This is a genomic window from Janthinobacterium pasteuri (assembly GCF_051380775.1).
In the GTDB taxonomy this organism is placed as follows: Bacteria; Pseudomonadota; Gammaproteobacteria; order Burkholderiales; family Burkholderiaceae_D; genus Janthinobacterium.
This window is the reverse complement of sequence record NZ_JBNYXS010000002.1, coordinates 11,403-37,758: the sequence shown is the minus strand read 5'-3', so window position 1 is coordinate 37,758 and position 26,356 is coordinate 11,403. Positions and strand designations below refer to the sequence as shown.

The 26,356-nt window shown below is 61.4% G+C and carries 24 protein-coding genes; 9 read left to right on the top strand and 15 right to left on the bottom strand.

Features of this window, described 5'->3' with window-relative positions:
• Window positions 1-117 precede the first annotated feature (117 nt).
• From gltA to ACQ4WN_RS02490, 7 genes are all read right to left on the bottom strand, one after another.
• On the bottom strand, window positions 118-1,422 hold the full coding sequence (gltA, locus tag ACQ4WN_RS02520; RefSeq protein WP_101482189.1) for a citrate synthase: 1,305 nt from the start codon (window positions 1,420-1,422) through the stop codon (window positions 118-120).
• Between the two features lie 122 nt (window positions 1,423-1,544).
• Entirely contained in the window at window positions 1,545-1,826 is a 282-nt protein-coding gene (locus ACQ4WN_RS02515; RefSeq protein WP_034752073.1) for an FAD assembly factor SdhE, read from the bottom strand.
• A gap of 115 nt (window positions 1,827-1,941) precedes the next feature.
• Window positions 1,942-2,652, bottom strand: coding sequence for a succinate dehydrogenase iron-sulfur subunit (locus ACQ4WN_RS02510; protein ID WP_034752075.1), 711 nt, complete (start codon window positions 2,650-2,652; stop codon window positions 1,942-1,944).
• Window positions 2,653-2,661: 9 nt separating this feature from the next.
• Window positions 2,662-4,443 (bottom strand): succinate dehydrogenase flavoprotein subunit, encoded by a 1,782-nt coding sequence (sdhA, locus tag ACQ4WN_RS02505; RefSeq protein ID WP_436550126.1) that lies wholly within the window; start codon window positions 4,441-4,443, stop codon window positions 2,662-2,664.
• Window positions 4,444-4,445: 2 nt separating this feature from the next.
• Window positions 4,446-4,811, bottom strand: coding sequence for a succinate dehydrogenase, hydrophobic membrane anchor protein (sdhD, locus tag ACQ4WN_RS02500; protein ID WP_071076254.1), 366 nt, complete (start codon window positions 4,809-4,811; stop codon window positions 4,446-4,448).
• Window positions 4,811-5,233, bottom strand: a complete 423-nt coding sequence (gene sdhC, locus ACQ4WN_RS02495; protein WP_100873891.1) for a succinate dehydrogenase, cytochrome b556 subunit — start codon at window positions 5,231-5,233, stop codon at window positions 4,811-4,813. The genes sdhD and sdhC overlap by 1 nt, the downstream gene beginning before the upstream one ends.
• A gap of 306 nt (window positions 5,234-5,539) precedes the next feature.
• A complete protein-coding gene (locus tag ACQ4WN_RS02490) occupies window positions 5,540-6,424 on the bottom strand; it encodes a GntR family transcriptional regulator (RefSeq protein ID WP_436550125.1) in 885 nt (294 codons plus the stop codon).
• Window positions 6,425-6,729: 305 nt separating this feature from the next.
• Between ACQ4WN_RS02490 and ACQ4WN_RS02485 the strand changes: the two genes are divergently transcribed.
• The 5 genes from ACQ4WN_RS02485 to ACQ4WN_RS02465 all read left to right on the top strand — a co-directional run bounded on the left by ACQ4WN_RS02485 (window position 6,730) and on the right by ACQ4WN_RS02465 (window position 13,664).
• The gene (locus ACQ4WN_RS02485) at window positions 6,730-7,719 is read left to right on the top strand and encodes a malate dehydrogenase (RefSeq protein WP_034789110.1); all 990 of its coding nucleotides are present in this window, start codon (window positions 6,730-6,732) and stop codon (window positions 7,717-7,719) included.
• A 111-nt stretch (window positions 7,720-7,830) separates the two neighbouring features.
• Window positions 7,831-8,829 carry an HpcH/HpaI aldolase/citrate lyase family protein gene (locus tag ACQ4WN_RS02480; RefSeq protein WP_436550124.1) on the top strand — a complete coding sequence of 333 codons (999 nt, stop codon included), beginning with the start codon at window positions 7,831-7,833 and terminating at the stop codon, window positions 8,827-8,829.
• 13 nt (window positions 8,830-8,842) lie between these two features.
• The gene (locus tag ACQ4WN_RS02475) at window positions 8,843-9,388 is read left to right on the top strand and encodes a hypothetical protein (RefSeq protein ID WP_436550123.1); all 546 of its coding nucleotides are present in this window, start codon (window positions 8,843-8,845) and stop codon (window positions 9,386-9,388) included.
• A gap of 88 nt (window positions 9,389-9,476) precedes the next feature.
• Entirely contained in the window at window positions 9,477-12,197 is a 2,721-nt protein-coding gene (acnA, locus tag ACQ4WN_RS02470) for an aconitate hydratase AcnA (protein ID WP_436550122.1), read from the top strand.
• Between the two features lie 213 nt (window positions 12,198-12,410).
• Complete coding sequence (locus tag ACQ4WN_RS02465; RefSeq protein ID WP_436550121.1) at window positions 12,411-13,664, top strand: DUF2863 family protein; 1,254 nt, start codon at window positions 12,411-12,413, stop codon at window positions 13,662-13,664.
• Between the two features lie 71 nt (window positions 13,665-13,735).
• On the opposite strand, the gene ACQ4WN_RS02460 is transcribed toward ACQ4WN_RS02465, so the two are convergent.
• Both ACQ4WN_RS02460 and ACQ4WN_RS02455 read right to left on the bottom strand, forming a co-directional pair.
• Entirely contained in the window at window positions 13,736-14,200 is a 465-nt protein-coding gene (locus ACQ4WN_RS02460; RefSeq protein ID WP_436550120.1) for a CYTH domain-containing protein, read from the bottom strand.
• A 12-nt stretch (window positions 14,201-14,212) separates the two neighbouring features.
• Window positions 14,213-15,334, bottom strand: a complete 1,122-nt coding sequence (locus ACQ4WN_RS02455) for a M14 family metallopeptidase (RefSeq protein WP_436550119.1) — start codon at window positions 15,332-15,334, stop codon at window positions 14,213-14,215.
• A 314-nt stretch (window positions 15,335-15,648) separates the two neighbouring features.
• Here ACQ4WN_RS02455 and ACQ4WN_RS02450 point away from each other — a divergent pair, with 314 nt between their 5' ends.
• Complete coding sequence (locus ACQ4WN_RS02450; RefSeq protein ID WP_436550118.1) at window positions 15,649-16,299, top strand: TetR/AcrR family transcriptional regulator; 651 nt, start codon at window positions 15,649-15,651, stop codon at window positions 16,297-16,299.
• Window positions 16,300-16,377: 78 nt separating this feature from the next.
• Here ACQ4WN_RS02450 and scpC read toward each other — a convergent pair whose 3' ends face one another.
• Window positions 16,378-17,874 carry a succinyl-CoA:acetate CoA-transferase ScpC gene (gene scpC / locus ACQ4WN_RS02445; RefSeq protein ID WP_436550117.1) on the bottom strand — a complete coding sequence of 499 codons (1,497 nt, stop codon included), beginning with the start codon at window positions 17,872-17,874 and terminating at the stop codon, window positions 16,378-16,380.
• A 159-nt stretch (window positions 17,875-18,033) separates the two neighbouring features.
• Here scpC and ACQ4WN_RS02440 point away from each other — a divergent pair, with 159 nt between their 5' ends.
• Window positions 18,034-18,927, top strand: a complete 894-nt coding sequence (locus tag ACQ4WN_RS02440) for a LysR substrate-binding domain-containing protein (RefSeq protein WP_436550116.1) — start codon at window positions 18,034-18,036, stop codon at window positions 18,925-18,927.
• Window positions 18,928-18,979: 52 nt separating this feature from the next.
• On the opposite strand, the gene fucP is transcribed toward ACQ4WN_RS02440, so the two are convergent.
• Window positions 18,980-20,284, bottom strand: coding sequence for an L-fucose:H+ symporter permease (fucP, locus tag ACQ4WN_RS02435; RefSeq protein ID WP_436550115.1), 1,305 nt, complete (start codon window positions 20,282-20,284; stop codon window positions 18,980-18,982).
• A 436-nt stretch (window positions 20,285-20,720) separates the two neighbouring features.
• Here fucP and ACQ4WN_RS02430 point away from each other — a divergent pair, with 436 nt between their 5' ends.
• Together ACQ4WN_RS02430 and ACQ4WN_RS02425 are read left to right on the top strand one after the other, a co-directional pair.
• Window positions 20,721-20,954, top strand: a complete 234-nt coding sequence (locus ACQ4WN_RS02430) for a DUF3563 family protein (RefSeq protein ID WP_436519108.1) — start codon at window positions 20,721-20,723, stop codon at window positions 20,952-20,954.
• A gap of 201 nt (window positions 20,955-21,155) precedes the next feature.
• Window positions 21,156-21,308, top strand: a complete 153-nt coding sequence (locus ACQ4WN_RS02425; RefSeq protein ID WP_436550114.1) for a hypothetical protein — start codon at window positions 21,156-21,158, stop codon at window positions 21,306-21,308.
• Window positions 21,309-21,594: 286 nt separating this feature from the next.
• Here the strand turns inward: ACQ4WN_RS02425 and ACQ4WN_RS02420 are convergent, their stop codons facing one another.
• The 4 genes from ACQ4WN_RS02420 to ACQ4WN_RS02405 form a co-directional block, all read right to left on the bottom strand.
• On the bottom strand, window positions 21,595-23,301 hold the full coding sequence (locus tag ACQ4WN_RS02420; RefSeq protein ID WP_436550113.1) for a lactate permease LctP family transporter: 1,707 nt from the start codon (window positions 23,299-23,301) through the stop codon (window positions 21,595-21,597).
• A 101-nt stretch (window positions 23,302-23,402) separates the two neighbouring features.
• Window positions 23,403-24,848, bottom strand: coding sequence for a LutB/LldF family L-lactate oxidation iron-sulfur protein (locus tag ACQ4WN_RS02415; protein ID WP_436550112.1), 1,446 nt, complete (start codon window positions 24,846-24,848; stop codon window positions 23,403-23,405).
• Window positions 24,845-25,561, bottom strand: coding sequence for a LutC/YkgG family protein (locus ACQ4WN_RS02410; protein WP_436550111.1), 717 nt, complete (start codon window positions 25,559-25,561; stop codon window positions 24,845-24,847). Before ACQ4WN_RS02410 ends, ACQ4WN_RS02415 begins: the two co-directional genes overlap by 4 nt.
• On the bottom strand, window positions 25,558-26,355 hold the full coding sequence (locus ACQ4WN_RS02405) for a (Fe-S)-binding protein (protein ID WP_436550110.1): 798 nt from the start codon (window positions 26,353-26,355) through the stop codon (window positions 25,558-25,560). Before ACQ4WN_RS02405 ends, ACQ4WN_RS02410 begins: the two co-directional genes overlap by 4 nt.
• Window position 26,356 lies beyond the last annotated feature (1 nt).

Here is a 26,356-nt window from a genome sequence, read left to right as displayed (position 1 = left end):
ACAGCCTAGCAGCTTTGCGTTGCGTCAGCCATGCCAGGCACACATAAAAAAAGCGAGCCATCAGGCTCGCTTTTTTGCGCCGGGCAGCAAAGCCCGGCAGGAACAATACGCGGTAACTTAAGCGCGCTTGTCCAGTGGCAGTACTTCGCGGGTCGTCGAACCGACGAACAGCTGACGCGGACGGCCGATTTTCTGTTCCGGATCGGCGATCATTTCGTTCCACTGGGCGATCCAGCCGATGGTACGGGCCATGGCGAAGATACCGGTGAACAGCGACACAGGGATGCCCAGCGCCGATTGCACGATGCCCGAGTAGAAGTCGACGTTCGGGTACAGTTTGCGCGACACGAAGTAATCGTCGTTCAGTGCAATCTTTTCCAGTTCCATCGCCAGCTTGAACAGCGGGTCGTCTTGCAGACCCAGTTCTTGCAGCACTTCGTAGCAGGTTTCACGCATCAGCTTGGCGCGTGGATCGAAGTTCTTGTACACGCGGTGGCCAAAGCCCATCAGCTTGACGCCGGAGTTCTTGTCCTTGACTTGCTCGATGAAGGCAGGGATGTTCTCGACGGTGCCGATTTCCTTCAGCATGTTGAGTGCCGCTTCGTTGGCGCCGCCGTGGGCAGGGCCCCACAGGCAGGCGATACCGGCAGCGATACAGGCGAACGGGTTGGCACCCGACGAACCGGCCAGACGGACGGTCGATGTCGATGCGTTTTGCTCGTGGTCTGCATGCAGGATCAGGATGCGGTCCAGCGCGCGCACCAGCACGTCGTTGACCTTGTACTCTTCGCACGGGTTGGCGAACATCATGTGCATGAAGTTGGCGCTGTACGACAGGTCGTTGCGTGGGTACACGAACGGCTGGCCGACCGAGTACTTGTAGGTCATGGCGACCAGGGTTGGCATCTTGGCGATCAGGCGGATGGCCGACACTTCGCGGTGACGCGGGTCGTTGATGTCCAGCGAATCATGGTAGAACGATGCCAGCGCGCCGACGGTGCCCACCAGGACCGACATCGGATGCGCGTCGCGGCGGAAGCCACGGAAGAAGAATTGCATCTGTTCGTGCACCATCGTGTGCTTGGTGACGGTGTCGACGAACTTGGCTTTCTGCGCCGCGTTCGGCAGTTCGCCGTTCAGCAGCAGGTAGCACGATTCCATGAAGTCGGCGTTGACGGCCAACTGTTCGATCGGGTAACCACGGTACAGCAGCTCGCCCTTGTCGCCGTCGATATAGGTGATCGACGAGTTGCAGGCGGCCGTCGACATAAAGCCTGGGTCGTAGGTGAACTTGCCGCTACCGGCGTACAGTTTGCGGATGTCGATGACGTCCGGGCCAACCGTGCCTTTGTAGATTGGAAATTCAAGCGATGGGCTGCCATCGGAGAACGACAGGGTAGCTTTTGTGTCAGAGATATTCATGGGCTCTTCCTTCTCGGGAGTGAGTCGAAATTAAAATCAAAAATTCTGGCTGCAATTCGCACAGCAATTCGGCAGTGCTACAGCGCGCCACTCGCACCGTTTGCAATATATCGCCCAGGCGTCTAGGCAATGCGCAGTCGTTGCAGCAGTGCGCGCACATGCGGCAGATCGACTTCGCCTTCCGGCTCTTTACGGGCCAGTACCAGATCCATTAACGCATTGTCCGATAAATCCAGCAAACGCGTCAGCGCGTCAACTTCTTCATCGGTCAATTCGGTTTCATACGCATCGAGAAAACGGGTCAGGATAATGTCGTTTTCCAGCAGGCCACGGCGTGAACGCCAGCGCAGGCGGGCGCGGTTGGCCGGGTCGGCCTGATGCGAGGACAAAATTGATTCTGTCATTTGGTTTACCACTTTACGTGTGCCTTGCGGCACGCTGCTGCTTTGCAGGCGCCGTCCGCAGGCGAGAGGATACCCTCTTCCCGCAAACGGCGCCCGGCGGACGCGATCAGACGAATCAGATCGCGCGGCGGACCATCAATTCCTTGATCTTGCCGATCGCCTTGTTCGGGTTCAACCCTTTCGGGCAGACGTCGACGCAGTTCATGATCGAATGGCAGCGGAACAGGCGGTACGGGTCTTCCAGGTTGTCCAGACGCGCACCGGTAGCTTCGTCGCGCGAATCGGCGATGAAGCGGTAGGCTTGCAGCAGGCCGGCCGGGCCGACGAATTTGTCCGGATTCCACCAGAACGACGGGCACGACGTGGAGCAGCAAGCGCACAGGATGCACTCGTACAGGCCATCGAGTTCTTCGCGCTGTTCCGGCGACTGCAGGCGCTCTTTTTCAGGCGGGATCGAATCGTTGATCAGGAAAGGCTTGATCGAATCGTATTGCTTGAAAAATTGCGTCATGTCGACGATCAGGTCGCGGATGACTGGCAAACCTGGCAACGGACGCAGCACGATAGGCTCCGACAGTTCATTCAGGTTGGTGGTGCATGCCAGGCCGTTCTTGCCGTTGATGTTCATCGCGTCCGAACCGCACACGCCTTCGCGGCACGAGCGGCGCAGGGCCAGCGAGTCATCGACGTCCGCCTTGATGCGCTGCAGTGCATCGAGCAGCATCTTGTCGGTGTCTTTCAGTTCGACCGTCAGGTCTTGCATGTACGGCTTGGCATCCTGGTCAGGATCGTAGCGGTAGATTTTGAATTTAAGAGTGCGTGCCATGGTATAGCCTTAGAAAGTACGTGGTTTCGGTTTGAAGGTATCAACCGTCAGCGGCTTGGTCACGACAGGCTTGTATTCCAGTCGGTTGCCTTCCGAATACCACAGAGTGTGCTTCATCCAGTTGTCGTCGTCACGTTGCGGATAGTCGTCCTGGGCGTGGGCGCCGCGCGATTCCTTGCGCGCTGCTGCCGAAACGATGGTCGCTTTCGCCGTTTCGATCAGGTTGTCCAGTTCCAGCGCTTCCACACGAGCCGTGTTGAAGACCATCGATTTATCCTTGAAGGAGACGTGCTTGCGGCGCTCGTCGAGCTTCATGATTTCTTCGACGCCCTTGTTCAGCATCTCGTCGGTACGGAACACGCCGCAGTACTTCTGCATCGTTGCACGGATGTCGTTCGCCACGCCCTGCACGGTTTCCGTGCCGGTCGAGTTTTCCAGGCGCGCCAGGCGGCCCATGGCAAATTCGGCAGCATCGGCTGGCAAAGGCTTGTTTTCCTTGGCTTTCAGGCCGCTGCCCACGATGTGGTTGCCGGCCGCGCGGCCGAAGACCACCAGGTCGAGCAACGAGTTCGTGCCCAGGCGGTTCGCGCCGTGCACGGAAACGCAGGCGCATTCGCCGATCGCGTACAGGCCGTTGACGACCTTGGCCGAATTATCCGGACCGGTCGGGGTGACGACCTGGCCGTGGATGTTCGTTGGAATGCCGCCCATCTGGTAGTGAATCGTCGGCACGACAGGAATCGGTTCCTTGGTGGCGTCGACGTTGGCGAACTTGTGGCCGATTTCCAGGATCGACGGCAGGCGCTTGGCGATGGTGTCGGCGCCGATATGGCGCAGGTCCAGCATCACGTGGTCCTTGTTCGGACCGCAGCCGCGGCCTTCCTTGATTTCCTGGTCCATCGAACGCGAGACGAAGTCGCGCGGCGCCAGATCCTTCAGGGTCGGCGCATAGCGCTCCATGAAGCGTTCGCCTTCGCTATTGATCAGAATGCCGCCTTCGCCGCGCACGCCTTCGGTGATCAAGACGCCCGCACCGGCCACGCCGGTCGGATGGAACTGCCAGAATTCCATGTCTTGCAGCGGCAAGCCGGCGCGTGCCGCCATACCCATGCCGTCACCGGTGTTGATGAAGGCATTCGTCGACGCGGCGAAGATACGGCCTGCGCCGCCCGTTGCCATGACCGTCGTTTTTGCTTCCAGGATCATGCATTCGCCGGTTTCCATTTCCAGCGCAACAACACCAATCACGTCGCCTTCGGCGTCACGAATCAGGTCGAGTGCCATCCATTCGACGAAGAAGTGCGTACGCGCACGCACGTTGCGCTGGTACAGCGTGTGCAACAGGGCATGACCGGTACGGTCGGCTGCCGCGCAAGCGCGCTGCACCGGCTTTTCGCCGAAGTGGGCCGTATGGCCGCCGAATGGACGCTGGTAGATCGTGCCATCAGGGTTGCGGTCGAATGGCATGCCGAAGTGTTCCAGCTCGTACACGACCTTCGGTGCTTCGCGGCACATGAATTCGATGGCATCCTGGTCGCCCAGATAGTCGCCACCCTTGACGGTGTCGAACATGTGCCAGAACCAGTTGTCTTCGGCCATGTTGCCGAGCGACGCGCCGATGCCGCCCTGCGCTGCCACGGTGTGCGAGCGGGTCGGGAAAACTTTCGACAGGACTGCGACGTTCAGACCGGCTTCAGCCAGTTGCAACGACGCGCGCATGCCGGAACCGCCGGCACCAACGATGACCGCATCAAAGCGGCGGGTAGGAATTGCAGATTTATATGCTGCCACGATTACACACTCCAGAGTATCTGCACCGTCCAAGCGGCACAAGCGATCAACCACAGCATGGTGGCAATTTGCAGCGTCAAACGGAGGCCAGCGCTTTTCACGTAGTCCATCCAGATGTCGCGTACGCCAACCCATGCGTGGTAAAAAAGGGCAACGAAAGTCACCAGGCTGAACAATTTAAACCACTGCTGTGCGAACAGACCAGCCCAGCCTTCATAGCTGAAGTTGCTGCCAGTCAAGAAAGAAATCAGCAGGATGGCCACATAAGCCACCATGACGATGGCGGTGACGCGTTGCGCCAGCCAGTCGCGCAAGCCGTAATGGGCACCGACGACGAGGCGTTTCGGTCCGATATTATTGTCTGCCATTAAAATACTCCAAACAGTTTCAAAGCGACCAATGCCGTCAACACCACGCTGACGACCAGTACGGACGTCGCGGTCTTGCGTGCCGAATCTTTTTCGATGGCAACGTGCACATCCATGAACAGGTGACGGATGCCGGCGCAGAAGTGGTGCAGGAAGGCCCAGACCAGACCCAGGGTGATCAGCTTGACGAACCAGTGCGAAGCGATGCCCTGGAAGTAAGCGTAGGACATTTCGGAACGCAAGCTCAGTTCCAGCATGTACAGGATGCAGGGCAGCAGGGCGAACATGATAAAGCCGCTGATGCGATGCAGGATCGAGACGATGGCGCCGACAGCCATGCGGTAGTTCGACAATTCGGTAACATGAATGTTACGGAATTCCGGCCGTTCTTTTTTTGGTACTTCTCTTACGGCTTCAGACATAACAAAAACCTCCCCTTGATAACTAAATATTGAAGCGAAGCCGCGATTTTCGCCGATTTTCGCACCCCACACCAATATCTATTGTTGCATATAACCAAAATGGTTTTTTACTACAAAATATCGCGCTACTTTCCGTAGTTCACGTAATTTAATTACAGAATCGCCGGCAAAGCACGGCCCGCCGGAGCGGGCCATGCTTTAGCTGCGCTTTCTGTTGTCTCCGCTGCCCGCCTTGCGGCAGGCATCTTGCAAGCGATGCACTTCAGCTTTGCTGCTTGTCCGGGTACCCGCAGGCGCCCCGCCGCTTCAGCTGAGTTCATTCTGATAATGATGACGACTGGTCAGGTACAAGCCCCGGCGCAGTTCGACCGGCTTGTCGCCGTAGGTAAACGACACGCGCTCGGAACTGAGCAAGGGCGTGCCGAGATCGATATTCAACAGCTGCGCGGCACCCGCATCGGCGCACACGGCGCGGATCTGCTCGGACGCGCGTATCATGCGCGTGCCAAATTCCGTTTCAAACAGGCCGTACATGGGCCCCTTGTATTCCACCAGGCGCTCGGCAGTCAGACCCTTGAAGATCAGACCGGGCAGCCACAGCTCCTCGACGATGGTCGGCACGCCGTCGAAATACTGCACACGCTTGATGAAGATAACGGCATCGCCAGACTTCAGGTCCATCAGGCGCGCCACATCGGCGGGCGCGCGCACGCGCTTGACTTCGATGAACTTGCTTTCTGGATAATGCGGCACGCCTTCGTCCGGCACCAGGCGCAGGAAGCGGAAATGCGCGCGCGCCTCATGATGGGTGGAAACAAAAGTACCCTTGCCCTGGCGGCGCATGACCAGATTCTCGGCGGCCAGTTCATCGATCGCCTTGCGCACCGTCCCCTGGCTGACCTTGAAGCGCCCTGCCAGTTCGACTTCGCTGGGAATCAGCTCGCCCGGCTTCCACTCGCCCGATTGCAGGCTCTGCGTAATGAGCGCCTTGATCTGCTGGTACAGGGGACTGAAGGTGGGTGAAGCGCTGGCGACGGGCATCGCTGTCGCAGTGGTATGAGTGCTGGCCACCACGGTGACTGGCGTGCTGGCAGCTGCGGCGACGGGCGTGGCCGGGGAGCTCGCGGTCGGACTGACCGCCCCGCTTGCAGCAGTGGCATTGTTGGTCAGATTGGACGAGGCGGAATTCATAGTCCGACATTTCAACACAAATCACTGCCCGCGTCCAGTAAAACACTCGTAGTTATCTGTCTTATATAAGACATAAGATATGATTGACAGATACAGATCAGAGGCCTAAACTGCCTTTGATAAAACTTGTGAGCCAACGTTTTATGTTGTCGGCCAGCCACTCTGGCCTCGTGCAGCACAAGCGTGACGGCGGCGTACACCAGCAATTCGGTGGCGCGAGCCGGTTTTGGTATCATTATAGTTTTCCCGGATAAGCGTAAGCCCAGCTTCAAGCCCGTTTTCTTTCCCATTTTTGGAGATTCATCATGGCTAAAACCCCAATGCGTGTTGCAGTGACCGGCGCCGCCGGCCAGATCGGCTACGCCCTGTTGTTCCGCATCGCCAATGGCGACATGCTCGGCAAAGACCAGCCTGTCATCTTGCAACTGCTTGAAATCCCGGACGAAAAAGCCCAGAAAGCGCTCAAGGGCGTGATGATGGAAATCGACGACTGCGCATTCCCGCTGCTGACGGAAATGACCGCCCACTCCGATCCGCTGACCGCATTCAAGGATGTCGACGTGGCCGTACTGGTTGGCGCGCGTCCACGCGGCCCAGGCATGGAACGCAAGGACCTGCTGGAAGCGAACGCCCAGATCTTCACGGTACAAGGCAAGGCGCTCGACGCCGTCGCTTCGCGCAATGTCAAGGTACTGGTGGTCGGCAACCCGGCCAACACCAACGCTTACATCGCCATGAAATCGGCGCCATCGCTGCCGGCGAAAAACTTCACCGCCATGCTGCGCCTGGACCACAACCGCGCGCTGTCGCAAGTCGCTGCCAAGACCGGCACCGCAGTGAAAGATATCGAGAAGCTGACCGTCTGGGGCAACCACTCGCCAACCATGTACGCCGACTACCGCTTCGCCACTGTGAACGGCAAGGCCGTCAAGGACCTGATCAACGACCAGGAATGGAACGCTAACACCTTCCTGCCAACCGTCGGCAAGCGCGGCGCGGCCATCATCGAAGCGCGCGGCCTGTCGTCGGCAGCGTCGGCAGCGAACGCCGCCATCGACCACATCCATGACTGGATGCTGGGCACCGCCGGCAAGTGGACCACCATGGGCGTTCCTTCGGATGGCTCGTATGGCATCCCTGAAGGCACCGTGTTCGGCTTCCCGGTCACCACCGACAACGGTGAGTACACCATCGTTCAAGGTCTGGAAATCGATGCATTCTCGCAAGAGCGCATCAACCTGACCCTGAAAGAACTGACCGAAGAGCGCGAAGGCGTGAAACACCTGCTGGCGTAAATCCAGTATTGGCGGCGCGGCCTGAGCGCCGCCCGCCAACAAGGCCGCCCCGCGAGATTCGCGGCGCGGCTGTTTTATCAAGTAGTTTTTACCTGCAGAAATGCCTTAAGCATGCACCCTTCCGAGGTTTTATTCCAAGGCAAACGCCAGCCGCTGTTGCTCGCCGCTTGCGACCACTACGCCGGCTCCGAAAAGCTGATGCGTAAATCGATTGCTTTGCAACAAGAGCTTGGTCCCCTGTTCGACATCACGTTCGACTGCGAAGACGGCGCCAGTGCCGGCAACGAAGAATCCCACGCCCACATGATCGCCGGCCTGCTGGCCAGCGACGAGAATCAGTTCAACCGCATCGGCGTACGCGTGCACGACGTCGACAGCCCGTTTTTCGCGCGCGACGTGGAAATCATCTGCACCGCTGCGTCCCGCCTGGCCTACATCGCCGTGCCCAAGGTGGGCGGCGTGCAGGATGCCATGCTGGCCATCGACCTGATCAACCTGCACGCGCGCCGCGCCGGCCGCGACAACCTGCCCGTGCACATCCTGATCGAAACGCACGGCGCGCTGCGCGACGCCTATGCGATCGCCGCCCTGCCCCAGGTCGAATGCCTGTCCTTCGGCATCATGGATTTCGTCTCGGCCCATTACGGCGCCATTCCCGCCGCCGCCATGCGCACGCCGGGCCAGTTCACGCACCCGCTGGTGGTGCGCGCCAAGCTGGAAGTGGCGGCCGCCTGCCACGCGCACGGCAAGGTACCGTCGCACAATGTGACGACGGACGTGCGCGATTCGGCCGTGGTGGCGAATGACGCCCAGCGCGCAACGGCCGAGTTCGGCTACACGCGCATGTGGAGTATCCACCCGGACCAGATCAAGCCCATCATCAAGGCCTTCACGCCGCGCCTGTCCGAAGTCAACGAAGCGAGCAACATCCTGAATGAAGCGCTGCGCGCCCACTGGGGACCGATTACGCAAAATGGCCGCTTGCATGACCGCGCAAGCTACCGATATTATTGGACCGTTTTGCAACGCGCCAAACTGGCAGGCCTCGGCCTGCCCGAGGCGGCCGCTGCATTACTCAACGCGCTGCCTACCAGCACCACTGAAAACTGACAGGAATTACACGATGTCCATCTCCAAATTAGCAATTGCCTGCAGCGTCGCGCTGGGCGCCATGACCCTCACGCTGGCGCCAGCCAGCTTCGCCGCTACGGCTGAGGCAAATGCCAAGGCAGTCAAGGCCAAGCCGAAAGCCAAGGCCAGCAAGGCCAAGACGGCCGCCAAGGAAGCCCATCCGCTCGCCATGTCGGTCGCCGACAAGGAAGAAGCCGATGAACCGAACACGTCAGGCTCGGCCTCCACCGATTTCAATTGTGAACTTGGTAATAAAATTACCATCTACACCAATGCTACTGACGACAAACACATCGCCCTGCGCTGGAAGAAGCGCCTGCACCGCCTGAGCCGCGTTGGCACCACCACCGGCGCCAACCGCTTCGAGAACCGCTTGTACGGCCTGGTCTGGATCGGCATCCCCGCAAAAGGCATGCTGCTCGATTCCAAGCAGGGGCGCCAGCTGGCCAATGAATGCAAGGATGCGGAGCAAGCCAAACCGGCGGCAGTGGTGGAAGCCCCGCCATCGCTGGGCGTCTTGCCAGTCACCGGCGGCTGATGTGCGTAGCAAGGGCCTCTTCGGGGGCTCAGTCATGTTTTGTAATTTGAATCATCAATAAATAGACGATACCCAACAAGGAGAGGTCATGTCCCGCAACACTCTGAACACGCTCAAGGACTTTAATATTTCGGATAGCAAGAAGGGCAAGCTGTACTCCCTGCCTGCACTGGAAAAAAGCCTGGGCATCAATGTCTCCCGCCTGCCAGTATCGATTCGCATCGTGCTCGAATCGGTATTGCGCAACTGCGACGGCAAAAAAGTCACCGAAGAACACGTCAAGCAATTGGCGAGCTGGGGCCCGACCGCCGAGCGCACCGACGAGATCCCGTTCGTAGTGGCGCGCGTCGTGCTGCAAGACTTCACCGGCGTTCCCCTGCTGGCCGACCTGGCAGCAATGCGCAACGTGGCCGCCAAGATGGGCATCAACGCCAAGAAAATCGAACCGCTGGTGCCGGTCGACCTGGTGGTTGACCACTCGGTGACCATCGATCACTACCGCGAAAAGAAAGCGCTGGACCTGAACATGAAACTGGAATTCTCGCGTAACAACGAGCGTTACCAGTTCATGAAATGGGGCATGCAGGCATTCGACACCTTCGGCGTCGTGCCACCAGGCTTCGGCATCGTCCACCAGGTCAACCTGGAATACCTGGCACGCGGCGTGCACCACGCAGGCAAGAAAGCCGGCGACGTGTACTACCCTGACACCCTGGTCGGCACCGACTCGCACACCACCATGATCAACGGCATCGGCGTAGTCGGCTGGGGCGTGGGCGGCATCGAGGCGGAAGCGGGCATGCTGGGCCAACCAGTGTACTTCCTGACGCCTGACGTCATCGGCGTGAACCTGACCGGCGCGCTGCGCGAAGGCTGCACCGCCACCGATCTGGTACTGACCATCACCGAATTGCTGCGCAAAGAGAAAGTCGTCGGCAAGTTCGTCGAATTCTTTGGCGAAGGCACCGAGTCCTTGACGCTGACCGACCGCGCGACGATCGCCAACATGGCACCGGAATACGGCGCGACCATGGGCTTCTTCCCAGTCGACGAAGCCACCATCGATTACTTCAAGGGCACCGGCCGCAGCAAGGCTGAAATCGCCGCGTTCGAAAGCTACTTCAAGGCGCAAAACCTGTTTGGCGTGCCAAAAGCGGGCGACATCGACTACACCCGCGTGGTGGAACTGAACCTGGCCACGGTCGCTCCGTCGCTGGCCGGCCCGAAACGCCCGCAAGACCGTATCGAAATCGGCAACGTCAAGGCGAACTTCGCCGAACTGTTCGCCAAGCCAACCACGGAAAACGGCTTCAACAAGAATCCGGCCGACCTGAACGCCGTGTACGAAACGACGAACAATGTGAAAGTGTCGAACGGCGACGTGCTGATCGCCGCCATCACTTCGTGCACCAACACCTCGAACCCGAGCGTGATGCTGGCTGCCGGCCTGCTGGCCAAGAAAGCCGTCGAAGCTGGCCTGAAAGTCGCGCCGCACATCAAGACTTCGCTGGCTCCCGGCTCGCGCGTCGTGACCGAGTACCTGACCGCTGCCGGCCTGCTGCCGTACCTGGAAAAACTGGGCTTTGGCGTGACCGCCTACGGCTGCACCACCTGTATCGGCAATGCGGGCGACCTGACGCCTGAATTGAACGCAGCCATTGCCACGCACGACATCGTCGCATCGGCCGTGCTGTCGGGCAACCGCAACTTCGAAGCGCGTATTCACCCGAACATCCGCTCGAACTTCCTGGCTTCGCCACCGCTGGTCGTCGCTTACGCCATCGCCGGCAACATGACGCGCGACCTGATGACGGAGCCTGTCGGCAAGGGCAAAGGCGGCAAGGACGTCTACCTGGGCGACATCTGGCCGACCTCGGCTGAAGTGTCGGCCATGATGAAGTTCGCCATGAACGCCAAGGTGTTCAAGGACAACTACGCGGACGTCAAGGGCGCGCCAGGCAAGCTGTGGGAAAAAGTCACCACCGTGTCCGGTCAAGTCTACAACTGGCCAAAATCGACCTACATCGCGGAACCACCGTTCTTCGACAACTTCTCGATGACGCCAGCAGCAGTGGCCACCGGCATCGAGGGTGCGCGCGCACTGGGCGTGTTCGGCGATTCCATCACCACCGACCACATCTCGCCAGCCGGCTCGATCCAGGAAAATGGTCCTGCAGGCAAATGGCTGAAGGAAAACGGCGTCCTGAAAGCGGACTTCAACTCCTACGGCTCGCGTCGCGGTAACCATGAAATCATGATGCGCGGCACGTTTGCCAACGTGCGTATCAAAAACCGCATGATCCCTGCCAAGGCAGACGGTTCGGCAGTCGAAGGCGGCATCACGATTCACCAGCCTTCCGGCGAACAGATGTCGATCTACGACGCAGCGATGAAATATGTTGCTGAAGGCACGCCAACCATGGTCTTCGGCGGCGAAGAGTACGGTACGGGCTCGTCGCGCGACTGGGCAGCCAAGGGCACCCAGCTGCTGGGCGTGAAAGCCGTGATCACCCGTTCGTTCGAACGCATCCACCGCTCGAACCTGGTGGGCATGGGCGTGCTGCCACTGCAATTCATCGGCGACGACAGCGTGCAAACCCTGGGCATCACCGGCAATGAAACCTTCGACCTGAAAGGCCTCGAAGGCGAAATCAAGCCACAGCAACTGGCTACCCTGGTGATCCACCGCGCCGATGGCACCAGCGTCGACGTGAAAGTGCTGCTGCGCATCGATACGCCGATCGAAGTCGATTACTACAAGCATGGCGGTATCCTGCCATTCGTATTGCGTCAACTGCTGGCCGAGTAATCAGCCCAGCTGTAAGGCAAGATAAGAGCGCCGGTTTCGACCGGCGCTTTTTTTCGTCCCTGCGCCCCGTTTTTCCTTGAAATTTCGACTATTGGCATGATCTGAGGAGAGCTTACGTATTGCGTGCGGCCGAATCCTCTACAATACGGTTATAAGGGTTTATCATTGTCAGCCTGATCCATTTTTTTCACTTTCCGAGACTCTTATCCCGCTATGCGTCGTCCTTCCAAAGATTCATCCCATAAACTGACTGCCGACAGCCAGCGCCTGGTCACCTTTGCCCAGGCGATCGTACAGGCAGCCAGCCGTCTCGAAGAGCGGTCCTGGGAACACAGCCTGGATACGCAGCTCCAGAAATTACTCAAAACCGGCCACCAGGACACCATCGACAACACCCTGGGCAGCCTGTTCAAGGAAGACTTGAACGCCTACGACGTGCTGATGGACTGCGTTGAAGCCGTCAGCGAATCGACCGTCATCACGCATGAAGACGTGCGCTATGACGCCCTGCTGGTGGCCGTGCCCATCCTCGCGTGGACGCGCTTCTCCATCGCTTCCGGCCCCATGGCCGGCGATGCGCACGGCGTATTGTCCGCGCATTTTGCGGCCCACCTGCTGGCCGATGGCACCAAGATGGCCATGGCGCCGACCCTGTATTCGATCGACCAGCTGCCGCGCAGCCATGTCGAGACGTATGCGAAGACGCAGAAGCTGGCACTGGCCGCCCTGAAAGGCACGGCCGTCAAGCCGTCAGCCAAAGACGCGGAAACGGCGCCCTTCCTGGCCGACACGCGCTACCTGCTGGTCGCCGTGGTGGCCCCTGCCGGCGCACCGCTGTTCCGCTGGCAAACGCCGTCGAGCCAGCTCGACTTCATCGCCGAGCGCAGCGCCGCCCTGGAACAATGGCGCACGCAGGCGACGCCGACCATCACCCGTCTGCTGCCCGGCTGCGGCCTGGAACTGCTGCTGCCGGAAGCGTACTACGTGGCCTGCCGCGAAGCGGACAAGCTGATACGCCCCGTCTCCGTGCGTGCCGCCGTGCACTACCTGACGCACACCTTGGCCATCGAGCCGTCGGAACTGCGCGCCGTCATCGCCGGCTTCGGCGAAGAAGCGGCCGATGGCCAGGTCGACGAGTACCGCATCGCGTTCACCCTGCGCCAGACGCCGGACGTCATCTACGGCATCGTCTGGCCTTTATATGGCCAGGAAGACGAAGATGGCACGCCGATCGAAGGCCTGATCCAGGTCGGCATCGCCGCGCTGGACAAGCAAAAGACGCCCGTCGATGAAATCATCGAGCACCTGAACGCGGCCGGCGTGACGCAGATCAAGCGCCACGCGGAACGTTTTGTCGGTGAATACTGCGACGATTGCGGCGCGCCTTTGTTTGCCGATCCGGTCGGTGAGCAGGCGCATGCGGAAATGCCGGAAGATACGCCGCAAGGCACGGAACACTTCCACTAAATCGTGCAGACGTAAAAAAGGCGGAACCTCGGTTCCGCCTTTTTGCATTGCAAGCCGCGCTTATCGCGCCATCACCACTGTGAAAACGGGTGGCGGATCAGGTTCGCGTTGTAGTAGCGCGCATCGCCCGACACTTCCGCGCCGACCCAGTCGGGTTTCTCGAAGGGCTGGTCTTCCGAAGCCAGTTCGATCTCGGCCACGATCAAACCCGCATTCGCGCCCAGGAACTCGTCGACTTCCCACACCATGCCCGCGTGCTCGATGCGGTGGCGGACCTTTTCGATCAGCGGCTGTTCGCACAGGCCGTCGAGCAGTTCGGCGGCATCGGCCAGCGGAATCGGATACTCCCACTCGCCGCGCGTGGCACCCACGTTCGCGCCCTTGATCGTCAACATCGCCTGCTCGCCCTCGATGCGCACGCGCACCACGCGCTCGCGCGCGGACGACAGATAGCCCTGGCGCAGCAGCACCGCCTGCCCCAGGCCGCGCCAGGCGTCGCCTTGCAACAGGAATTTACGCTCGATCTCGACGCCCATGATCAGCGCCGTTCAATCCAGCGACAGCAGGATAGGCTGCAGCATGGCTGCGCCCAATGCCGCGCTGCGCGCGCCATTCCAGCCCACGGCCGGATCGGGCAAATCGGCGTTTTCCTTGAACGGCATTTCCAGGGTCAGCGCCAGGCAGCCGAAGTGGTGGCCGATGTATTTCGATGCAAGGGTCAGCATATCCGACTTGTACTTGCTGGCCGCATAGCCGAACTTGTCCTGGAAGTCAGGGCTGGCCTGCTTGTAGCGCTCGATGAAGGCCTTCTGGTGCGCCGCTTGCGCCGGCGTGAAGTTTTCCAGCATTTCATTACCGGCCACGAAGTTGTACGGCAGCGCTTCATCGCCGTGGATGTCGAAGAACATATCGACACCCGTTTCGTGGATCTTGTTTTTCACGCACAGCACTTCCGGGCTGGATTCCAGCGATGGCGTCATCCATTCACGGTTCAGGTTGGCGCCGGCCGCATTTGTGCGCAGGTTACCGCGGATGGAGCCGTCCGGATTCATGTTCGGCACGATGTGGAACACGGCGCGCTGCAGGAGCTTGCGCGCGATCGGGTTGGCGTCGTCGAGCAGCGAGTCGATGAGGCCTTCGACGAACCATTCGGCCATCGATTCGCCCGGATGCTGGCGCGCGATGACCCAGATTTTCTTTTCCGCCTGCGGGTTGCCGATAGTGACCATGTTCATGTCGCGGCCATCGACCGTGCTGCCCAGGTCGGACACGCGCGCCAGCGGATGCTCGGCAACTTCGCCTAGCAGGCGCAGATGGCGTTCCCACGAATACGGTTCGAAATAGGCGTAGTACACGCTGTCGAGTTCCGGCGTATGCGAAATCGTCATGACCTGGCCGTCGAACGAGGTCGGCACGCGGAACCAGTTTTCGCTGTCGTAGCTGGCCACGGCCTGGTAGCCTTCATAGCCGGCCGGATAGGTGGCCTGGCCCGCGTTCAGGATGCGCATCGTGCATGCCTGGTCCCGCGCACCTTGCAGGCGGAAGTGGAACCACTGGTGGATGTCGGCGTGGCTATCCTTGCGCAAGTTCAGGTCGATGGCACCCGCGCTGGTGGCGCTCACCACGTCGATGGCGCCCGAGTCGAAGTTCTGGCTGATTTTAATGGTCATGTAATGATCCCGTCCAAATGAAAAAGTTCCGGCGTCGCCTCGTGGGCTAGCGCCGTCGCGCGAAAAACCGCAGTGTAAGCTATCCCGCTATTTTCCGCCCTTTGGCCCCGTTCGCAAAGCCTGGGCGGGCGATTTATGCACCAATCAGTGGCATCGATGGAAAAGCGCCGGGCAGAAAGGCGAAAAAACGGTGCACTGTCGCATCGACCGGACAAAAAACCGCATTGTAACAATGCCAGACACATTGGCAGCCCATCGCCACCCTATAATTCTTGCTTTCATAGTGTCGCCAGGAAAGAGTCGTGGACAAGAAGTTGACCAACATTCAAGAAAGAAAGTTACGCGAGGCTCAGGCGCGGCGCGAGCACATCATCGACGTCGTCAAAGATCTCATCAAGAAGGGTGGTGCGCGCGCCGTCTCCATCCGCAAGGTGGCCGAGGCGGCCGGTTTTTCTACCACCGTCGTGTACGCCCTGTTCCGCGACAAGGCCACCCTGATCGCCCAGGCCATGGACAAGGACTTGCTGGAACTGGTGCGTGCCATGCGTACCGCCTGCGCCAATAGCATTGACCCATGGGATCGCATCAACCTGGTTGGCCGCGCCTACATCGAGTACGGTTTCCAGCATCCGGACGAGTACTCGCTGATCTTCATGGAATTGCGCCCGCATGCGCAAATCGACGCCGCCGAAGTGGAACACGGCAATATCGAGCAAGATCCCTACGCCTATGCGCTGCACCTGTTCGGCGAACTGGCGCAGGCGGGCAAGGTGCGCCAGGGCGAGCCGGCGCTGCACACGATGACGCAAATCTTCTGGCAATCGCTGCACGGCCTCGTTTCGCTGCGCATCGTCATGGATGCGGGCGACCCCTGGACGCCGCACCCGGAAATGAATGCGCATATCGACGACTTGCTGGCCGTCGTCACGCAAGGCATCCGCCTGCGCTTTGCGCCGGATGCCTGACAACGCCATTCGACACCGACGTAAAAAAGGACAGGCGCGGTGATGCACCGCCCTGCCCTGTCTTGATGTGATCGACGCTTACTGCGCTTCGCGCATGCTCTGCGTTTCCTGGTAGCGCGTATGCCACGACAGCGCCAGCTCCAGGATGTGCGGCGTGTGGCCGCCGCGCTGGCATGCCGCGTCAAAGTACGCGCGCAACTGATCACGGTAATCGGGGTGCGTGCAACGCTCGATGATCAACGGTGCCCGTTCGCGCGGCGCCAGTCCCCGCAAGTCCGCATAGCCCCACTCCGTCACCAGCACATCGACGTCATGCTCCGTATGGTCCACATGCGAAACCATCGGCACGACGCTGGAAATGCGCCCACCCTTGGCCGCCGATTTCGACACGAACATCGACACTTGCCCGTTGCGCGCAAAATCGCCCGAGCCGCCGATGCCGTTCATCATGTGCGTGCCGCACACGTGCGTGGAGTTGACGTTGCCGTAGATATCGAATTCCAGCGCCGTGTTCAGGGCGATGATGCCCAGGCGGCGCACGATTTCCGGATGGTTGCTGATCTCTTGCGGACGCAGCACGATCTTCGAGCGGTAGTGGTCGATATTGTCCATCAGCTTTTGATGCACGGCAGCCGACAGGGTGATCGACGAGGCCGAGGCAAACGCCAGCTGGCCCGAATCGAGCAGTTCGATGGCGCTATCCTGCAGCACTTCCGAATACATGGTCATGTTCTGGAAGGGCGAACCGATCAGGCCATGCAGCACGGCGTTGGCGATGGTGCCGATGCCCGCCTGCAGGGGCAGCAGTTCCGGCCCCATGCGCCCGGCCGCCACTTCGCCTTGCAGGAAGGCGATCACGTGGCCGGCAATCGCCTGCGTTTCCGCATCGGGAGGCAAAGCGTTCGACGGGCTGTCCGGGCTATCCGTGATGACGATGGCGGCGATGCGGGCAGGGTCGATGGCAATGGCCGTGCTGCCCAGGCGCTGGTCGACGCGCGTGAGGGGAATCGGCTCGCGCCCTGGCAGGGCTTGCGGAACATAAATGTCGTGCAAGCCTTCCAGCGCCAGCGGCGTGGACAGGTTGATTTCGATGATGACCTGCGTTGCCTGCTGGGCGAAGGCGGCGGAATTACCCACCGACATGGTCGGGATGATGGCGCCAGCGGCCGTGATGGCCGTCGCTTCGATGACGGCGATATCGACGGCCGCCAGGTTACCCGAACGCAACTGCTCGGCCGTTTCCGACAGATGCTGGTCGATGAACATGACTTCGCCCTTGTTGATCTTGCCGCGCAAGACCGGGTCGACCTGAAACGGCATGCGGCGCGCCAGCACGCCCGCCTCGGCCATCAGACCGTCGCTGCCATTGCCCAGCGAAGCGCCCGTGATCAGGGTCAGGCTCAACGGGTCTTGCAGGGCGCGCTCGGCCAGCGCGCGCGGCAGGGCCTTGGCGTCGCCGGCACGGGTAAAGCCGCTCATGCCGACACGCATGCCGTTGTGGAACAATTTGGCTGCCTCATCGGCGCTCATGATTTTGCTGAGCAAGCCCGGGTGGCGGATACGGTCCTCGTACATCGTGATGCTCCTGATATTCTTAATATTCTCAAACTGGATGGCTGTCATACACCAACCCCATAAGTCGATTCAGTATAAAATCCCCACTACATGCATGGCATGAATTAATTTCGCCAAACCCAGTCGATATTTTCATGCTTTGCCGAGGCGAGCCCCATCTTGGATATCCGTTCCCTGCGCTATTTTGTCGAAACCGTGCGCCTGTCGAGCTTTACGCAGGCGGCAGAATCGCTGCACCTGACCCAGTCGACCATCAGCAAGATGGTGCGCCAGCTGGAAGAGGAAGTGGGCGCACAGCTGCTGGTGCGCGACGGGCGCAAGCTGACCCTGACGGACACGGGCCGCATCGTCTACCAGCACGGCCAGGAAATGCTGGCCAATATGCGCCAGCTGACCCTCGAAGTGCGCGACACCCAGGCCTTGCAGCGCGGCAGCCTGACGGTCGGCATCCCGCCCATGATCAATGTGCTGTTCACGCCTGTATTGAAGGCCTTCCGCGCGCGCCACCCGAACATCAGCCTGACCCTGCAGGAAGACACGGGCCAGCAGATCGAGCGCAAGGTGGCGGCCGGCGAGTTGGAAATCGGCATGACGGTGCTGCCGGCCGACCCGGAACTGGACCTCGTGGCCGTGGCAGTGGCCAGCTACCCGATCTGGGCCCTGGCCGAACCGGGCACATTCCAGAAGCAGCGCACGACACTGCCCTTCAAGGCGCTGGCCGAGCTGCCGCTGGTGCTGTTAAAGGATGATTTCGCCCTCACCCGCAGCCTGCGCCAGCATTTCGCGCAGGCGGGCTTCACGCCGACCATCGCGGCGCAGAGCGGCCAGTGGGACTGGCTGGTGGCGATGGCCTCGGCAGGCCTGGGCGTTGCCCTGCTGCCGGAACCCTTCATCCATCGCCTGGCTGGAGAACCTTTGGAGGCCGTGCGCATCGTCGAACCGGAGGTGGCGTGGCAGGTGGCGCATATCTGGAGCGGACGCTATCTGTCGCACGCGGCGCGCGCCTGGCTCGAGGTGTGCCAGGACGTGCTGGGTACGCAGTTCGCGCACTGACGTAAAAAAGGGTGGCCGAGGCCACCCTTTTGATTGATCACGACAGCGCAGCTTACTTGGCGGCGTCGTCGTTGTACATGCTGGCGTATTTCCAGCCGAAGTACAAAATGAAGGTGTAGCACAGGGCCGGCACGAGGAAGGACAGCTGCAGGTTGATGTGGTCGGCCAGGAAGCCCTGGATGAACGGCACGATGGCGCCGCCGACGATGGCCATGCACAGGATGCCCGAACCTTGTCCCGTTTGTGCACCCAGCTTGTTCAGGGCCATGCTGAAGATGGTCGGGAACATGATGGAGTTGAACAGGCCGACGGCGATCAATGCCCACATGGCGGTATGACCGCTGGAGAACACGGCAACCAGGATCAGCGCGATGACGACGGCGGCGTTGAAGGCCAGCGTCTTGCCCGGGCTGACGTAGCGCATCACGGCAAAGCCGATGAAGCGGCCCAGCATCGCGCCGCCCCAGTAATAGCTGACGAAATAGGCGGCGTCGGCGTGGCTGAGGCCAGCGATATGGCTCTCGCCCAGGAAGTTGATCAGGAAGCTGCCGATGCTGACTTCACCACCCACATACAGGAAGATGGCCAGCGCACCCAGCACCAGGTGGCGGTGCGACCAGATCGAGACCTTGTCGCCAGTCTGCGCCAGGGCAGCGGCATCGTCCGCATGCGAAATCTTCGGCAATTTTGCCAGCGCGAATAGCACGGCCAGGATCATCAGGGTAGCGGCCAGCACCAGGTACGGGCCTTGCACGGAGGCCGCTTCCTTGGCGCGGTAGGCCAGCTGCTCGGCCGCCGGCAGCAAATCGAACTGCTGCACCGTCAGCACGGTGCCCGACAGGATCAGCATGCCGCCCAGGGCCGGTGCCACCGTGGTGCCCAGCGCGTTGAACGCTTGCGTCAGGGTCAGGCGGCTCGACGCCGTCTGCGGGTCGCCCAGTTCCGTCACGTACGGATTGGCCGCCACTTGCAGCACGGTGATGCCGGCCGCCAGGATGAAGAAGGACAAGAGGAACAGCGCATAGCTGCCGGTGGATGCAGGGTAAAACATGGCGCAGCCGGCAGCCGCGATCAGCAAGCCCGCGACGACGCCGCGCTGGTAGCCGATTTTCTTGATCAGCATGCCCGCCGGCAGCGAGACAATGGCGTAGGCGCCAAAGAAGCAGAACTGCACCAGCATCGCCTGGACATAGGTCAAGGTGTAGATCGAACGCAGATGGGGAATCAGCACATCATTGAGCGATGTCAGCAGCCCCCACATGAAAAACAGCACCGTGACAATGATCAGGGCGCCCGTATTGTTTTGCGTGCCGGCCTGTGCGGACGGTACGCCCTGGCCTTGCTTTACGTATTCCATACCTTCTCCATTTTTCAATTCCAAGTTGAGCTTGCCAGGCATGGAAGCGTTTCCACCCGGGCAGCACCATGACGCGCAAGCGCCACACTGATATCAGCGTGGGCCATGACTGCCATCAGCGATACAGGGGCAGGCAGGGCGACTCTTGCGCGCGGCAGGCGCAGGGCCGACTGTTTCTCGTCAGAACGATGTTTTGTGGGCGCGGCATGCCTGCGGGCTGCGTCTGAAAACAACATCCAGGACAAAACAGTCTTGTAGTAAAACTACGATACTGCGCCCGCATTATGCCTTAAAGCCCCGTATTGCGCAGCTTTCCCGCCTGTTATTTGAAAAATGAATAGCTGACATTTGAAATCAAAAGTAGCCTTATAACTTGAAATCGCTATACTTATATTGCAGTGCAGCACAACGCGGCACGCCACAATAGGAGTCTGCCATGTCTACCGCATTTAGCTATCACACAACGCAAAACAGCAATATCGTCGCCACCCTGGTCCATGCCGCCAAACGTCTGGGCGCCTGGCTGAACCACAGCAGCGACCGCCGCGAGCGCGCTTACGAAGAAGCCTACCTGGCCGAATCGACCGACCGTTACGACCTGGAATATCGCATGCGCGAACTGGCCCGTGCCAACCCGCAGCCAAGCTGGATGAGCGGCCTGAGCCGTTAAGAGTGACGCAGTACCCAGCCGCTCCCTGGCTGTTGCAACATCTATAGCGCCATCCTGCTCGCCTTGCGCTTGAGCACAGGATGGGCTATCCCGGCTGGATGCAAACGCCCCTCACCATCCTCGCCATCGCCGGCAGCCTGCGCGCCGCCTCGCTGAACACCGCCCTGCTGCACGCCATCGCCCGGCTTGTCCCAGCGGAATATGCAATCCGTATCTATCAGGGACTGGGCGAACTCCCCCCTGTTCAATCCCGACCTCGATGCCGACAGCCTGCCGGCCGTAACGGGTCTGCGCGATGCCATCCTGGCAGCCAACGTGCTGATGCTGGCCAGCCCCGAATACGCCACGGCGTGAGCGGCCCATGAAAAACGCGCTGGACTGGGTGGTGGGAAATGAATCGTTCATCGACAAGCCGCTGGTACTGCTGAACGCCGCGCCGCGCGCCACGCATGCGCAGGCTGCCTTGCGCAAATCAGCCTGCCTCTGCTGGGGTCGGGTCTCGATGCAAAGGGTATCGCCGCAGACCCGGCATTGCGCCGGGCCAGCCTCGATATGCTGCAGTGCATCAGGTCATTTTCATGACCCTCTGCACGTTTCGCTAACATTCTATCTAGTTTTACTACGTACTTCTACGGACCACTCAGTGTGGGATCATGCCGGTGAAGACGTAGGCCTGCAGCATGGTAATAATGCCGATGATCACGGCAAACAACAGGCTGTGCTTCAAGGTAAAGCGGAACAGGTCCGATTCCTTGCCCACCAGGCCCGTTGCCGCGCAGGCGACGGCGATCGATTGGGGCGAAATCATCTTCGCCGTCACGCCGCCCGTCGTATTGGCCGCCACCAGCAAGGTGTCAGAGACGCCGATCTGGTGCGCCGTGGTGTTTTGCAGCGAGCAGAACAAGGCGTTCGAGGAGGTGTCGGAACCCGTCAGGAAGACGCCCAGCCAGCCCAGGAATGGCGAGAAGAACGGGAAGGCGGCGCCACTGCCGGCCAGCAGCAGAGCCAGGGTGGATGACATGCCCGAGTAATTGGCAACGAAGGCAAACGCCAGCACCAGGCCGATCGACAGCACGGGACGGCGCAATTCCACCACCGTTTCCACGAAGGCCTTGAGGCCATCGCGCGGCTTCATGCGCAGCATCAGCATGGACAGCACGGCCGTCAGCAAGATCGCCGTGCCTACGGCCGACACCAGGTCCAGCTTGAACACGGCGTCATACGCTTTCGGCACGGACACGATAGGCATGCTCTTGATCACCAGCTGGTCCAGGTAAGGCACGTGGATCTTGATGACCAGGCTGGACAACGCGCCGCCGGCGGCAAACAGGGCCTTGAAGCCGGGCAGGCTCCACACGGTGACGATGGCCGTCAATAGGCCGAACGGCGCCCAGGCGCGCATGGTCTGCGCCGTCGTGTAGGGCGAGGCGGCGCGACAGCCGCTGCCGCGCAGGTCCGTCCTGCCGGCGCCACCGCCAAAACCGGACAGCGCGGCCGTGCCGCCACCGACGGCATGGACCACTTTCGCATTCTTCGGCTGCCACACTTTCAGGAACAAGGTCAGCGACACCAGGCTGACGAGGGCCGAGGTGATGTCCGGCAGTTCAGGCCCGATATGGTTGGAAGTGAAATACTGGGTGATGGCAAAGCTCAAGCCCGTCACCAGCGCGGCCGGCCACACTTCGCGCACGCCGCGCAAGCCATCCATCATGAACACCAGCCAGAACGGCACCAGCAGCGACAGCAGCGGCAACTGGCGGCCCGCCATGGCGCCGATCAGGAACGGGTCGATGCCTGTCACCTGGCCCGCCACGATGATGGGGATGCCCATGGCGCCAAAGGCCACGGGCGCCGTATTGGCGATCAGGCACAGGCCCGCCGCGTACAGCGGGTTGAAGCCCAGGCCCACCAGCAGCGCCGACGTGATGGCCACGGGCGCGCCGAAACCGGCCGCCCCTTCCAGGAAGGCGCCGAAGGCAAAGCCGATCAGCAGCACCTGCAGGCGCTGATCGTCCGTGACCGACAGCACGGAGGCGCGGATGATCTCGATCTGCCCCGTTTTCACGACGATCTTGTACAGGAAGACGGCCGTGACGATGATCCACGCGATGGGCCACAAGCCGTAGGCAAAACCGTAACCGGCCGCCGCCAGCGCCTGCGGCACGGGCATGCCGTAAGCGAAAATCGCCATGGCCAGCGCCAGCGCCAGGGTGACGGCTGCCGCCACGTGGCCCTTGATGCGCAGCGCCGCCAGGGCGATGAAGAAGAAAATGATGGGAACGGCTGCCGCCAGCGACGACAGCCACAAGCTGCCGAGCGGGGTATAAAGTTGGGTCCAGGTTTGCATGTCGGGTCTCCTCCGGTGGATGCGGGTTAATGAAAAAACGGCTGTTGATGTATTTTTTGTGTAGCGTGTTTTTTGCGGTGCTTCGGTGCTGCCGGGCGGGGCTATTCTTCCTGCCCCCGTGCATTGAGCAGGTCGGCCAGGCTGCGCGGCGCCGGCATCAAAGGCTTGCGGTGCTGCGTCCAGCCCAGTTGCGCGCGCGGCGTCAGCAGCCGCAGCCGCGTGGCGGCCCAGCGGAACAGGCGGTAGCTGGTGGGGCGCGCAAAGGCGCCGCTCCAGAAGCGCCAGATCAGGCTTTCGCCGCGACTGAATTTGGCGCCCTGCCCACGCAGCGGATGGCTTACTTCCTCATGCGGATTGCGGTTCGCCTCCGTGCGCAGGCGCACCAGCAGTTGCGGAATCGGGATGCGTACGGGGCACACTTCGCCGCAGGCACCGCACAGGCTGGACGCGGTGGCCAGGTCTGCCGTCGCGTCCAGCCCCAGCAAATGCGGCGAAATGATCTTGCCGATCGGCCCCGGATACGTGGTGCCGTAGGCGTGGCCGCCGATGCGCGTATAAACGGGACAGTGGTTCATGCAGGCGCCGCAGCGGATGCATTGCAGGGTGGCGCGCAGCTGCTCGTCGGCATAAGCCTGGCTGCGGCCGTTATCGAGCAGCACCAGGTGCACTTCGCGCGGCCCATCTTTTTCCCCGTCGCGGCGCGGGCCGGAAATCAGGTTGAAATAGGTGGTGATGGCTTGCCCCGTCGCCGAGCGCGTCAAGAGACTCGCCAGCGGCACGATATGTTCGAGTTTTGCCACCACCTTTTCCATGCCCATGATGGCGATGTGGACCTCCGGCACGGACGTCGTCAGCCGGCCATTGCCCTCGTTTTCCACCAGCCACAGGGTGCCCGTGTCGGCCGCCGCGAAGTTCACGCCCGACAGGCCAATGTCGGCCTCGACGAAGGCCTGGCGCAGGGCGCGCCGGCCCGTCTGGATCAGGCTATCGACATCTTCCGTGTAGGGCGCATCGGGGATATGCTCGGCGAACAGGCCGGCGATGTCCGCCTTGGTCTTGTGAATCGCCGGCATGACGATGTGCGAGGGCTTTTCGCCGGCCAGCTGCACGATGTACTCGCCCATGTCCGACTCCAGACAGGTCATGCCGCGCGTTTCCAGGTAGTGATTGAGCTCGATTTCCTCGCTGGCCATCGACTTGCCCTTGATGAAGCGCGTCGCCTGATTGCGCTGCGCGATGGCGTGGATGATGGCGTTGGCCTGCTCGCCATCTTCGGCCCAGTGCACCTGTACGCCGGCCGCCGTCAGCTTGTCTTCCAGCTGTACCAGCAGATCGGGCAGGCGCGCCAGCGCGTGCTGGCGCACAGCTTCGCCGATGTCGCGCAGGCGCTCCAGCTCGTCGCCATCGGGGAACTGGGCGCTGCGCTTGTCCTGTAAAAAATCCATGGCGCCGCGAAAGCTCTGGCGCAGCTTCGGGTCGTCCAGCGCGGCGCGGGCGCGCGCGTGGAAGTCTGCCGGTTTGACGAATTGCAAGGGCTTGGCGTTCATGGCTGGCCTCCTTCAAGGGCTGATAAATCATCGATGATCAGCACCCACAGCCAGCGCGGACCATGCGCGCCATACGCCAGCGTTTGCTGGATATCGGACGTTTTCGAGGGGCCAGACACCAGCACCAGGTTGGCCGGCATGCCGTCCGCCCAGCGCTCGGCGCGCGCCGCCGCGTGCAAGTCCGCGTGCAAGGTGCTCGCATACACGAGACAAATGTGCAGGGGTGGCGCCAGCGACACCGTGCGCGGCGTGGCCGCGTCGGGTGCGATGACCAGGGTGCCGCTGGCGGCGATGCCCGAACGGGCGACGGTAAAACCCGCGTCCACCGTGTCGAACAATTCACTTTTCCACTGCGCCAGCGGACGGCCAAAGGACAGCGTTTCCACGCCAGCCGGCAAGGCGGCCAGCAAGGCCTGCCCTTCCACGCTGGCGCTATTCATCAGCAGGCGGCGCACGCCGTGCGCACCGAGGCGCTGCGCCAGCAAGGTGGGCCAGGCATCGCTACTCACGCAATCGACATCGGCATGTGCGGCGCGCAAGGCGGCCTGCATGGCGGCCATCTGCTGGCGCGGCGACTGCGGCGCTTGCGCGCGGCGTGCCTGGTAGTGGCTGTCGATGGCGGCGTCGATAGTATCCACCGCCTCGGGCGAGCCGGGCTTGGCTGCGCGCAGCCGTCCCAGCATGCGTTCGCGGGCAGTCAGGGCCGCGCTCATGCCGCGCCTCCCGTGCGGCGCCACAAAAAACTGGCCAGGTGTTCGACGGGCAGTGGCGCGCCCTGGTGCTGCGCGGCGTGGCCGATATTGAGCAGGCAGCCGCAGTCGGCCGAAACGAGCCGGTCGCAGCCTGTGGCGCAGGCCGAAGCGATCTTGTCGCTGACCATGGCGCCTGAAATGTCCGGGTGCTTCAATGAAAACGTGCCGCCAAAACCGCAGCATTCCGATTCGCGCTGATGTTCGATGCGCGTCACGCCGGGCAAGGCGTCGACCAGCGCCACACCATGCAGGCGCGTGCCCATTTCGCGGCGCGCGCCGCACGAGGTATGCAGTACCACGTTTTCATCGGCCTGCCCGGGGTCGGCCAGGGCCAGGCTGGCCAGGTCGAGTTTCAGCACGCAGAGGAGAAATTCGCTCAATTCATACACGCGTTCGGCCAGCGCCAACGCCTTGGGACCAGCGACCGGGTCGTCCTGGAACAGCTGCGGCCAGTGGTGGCGCATCATGCCGGCGCACGAACCGGACGGCACGATCACGGGCCAGGGCTGCGCAAACAGGTCGAGCTGGGCGCGCGCCACGGCACGTGCCTGCTCCGGGTTGCCGCTGCTGTAGGCGGGCTGGCCACAGCAGCTCTGCCCGCGCGGATAATGCACCAGCAAGCCTTCCCGCTCCAGCAGGCGCACCGCGTCGAGCCCCGCCTGCGGCACGAACAGGTCGACCAGGCAAGTGGCGAACAGGTACACCTGGTGCGGTGCGGGCGGATAGTGGCGTGGCTGGCGCGGGTCTGGCTGCATG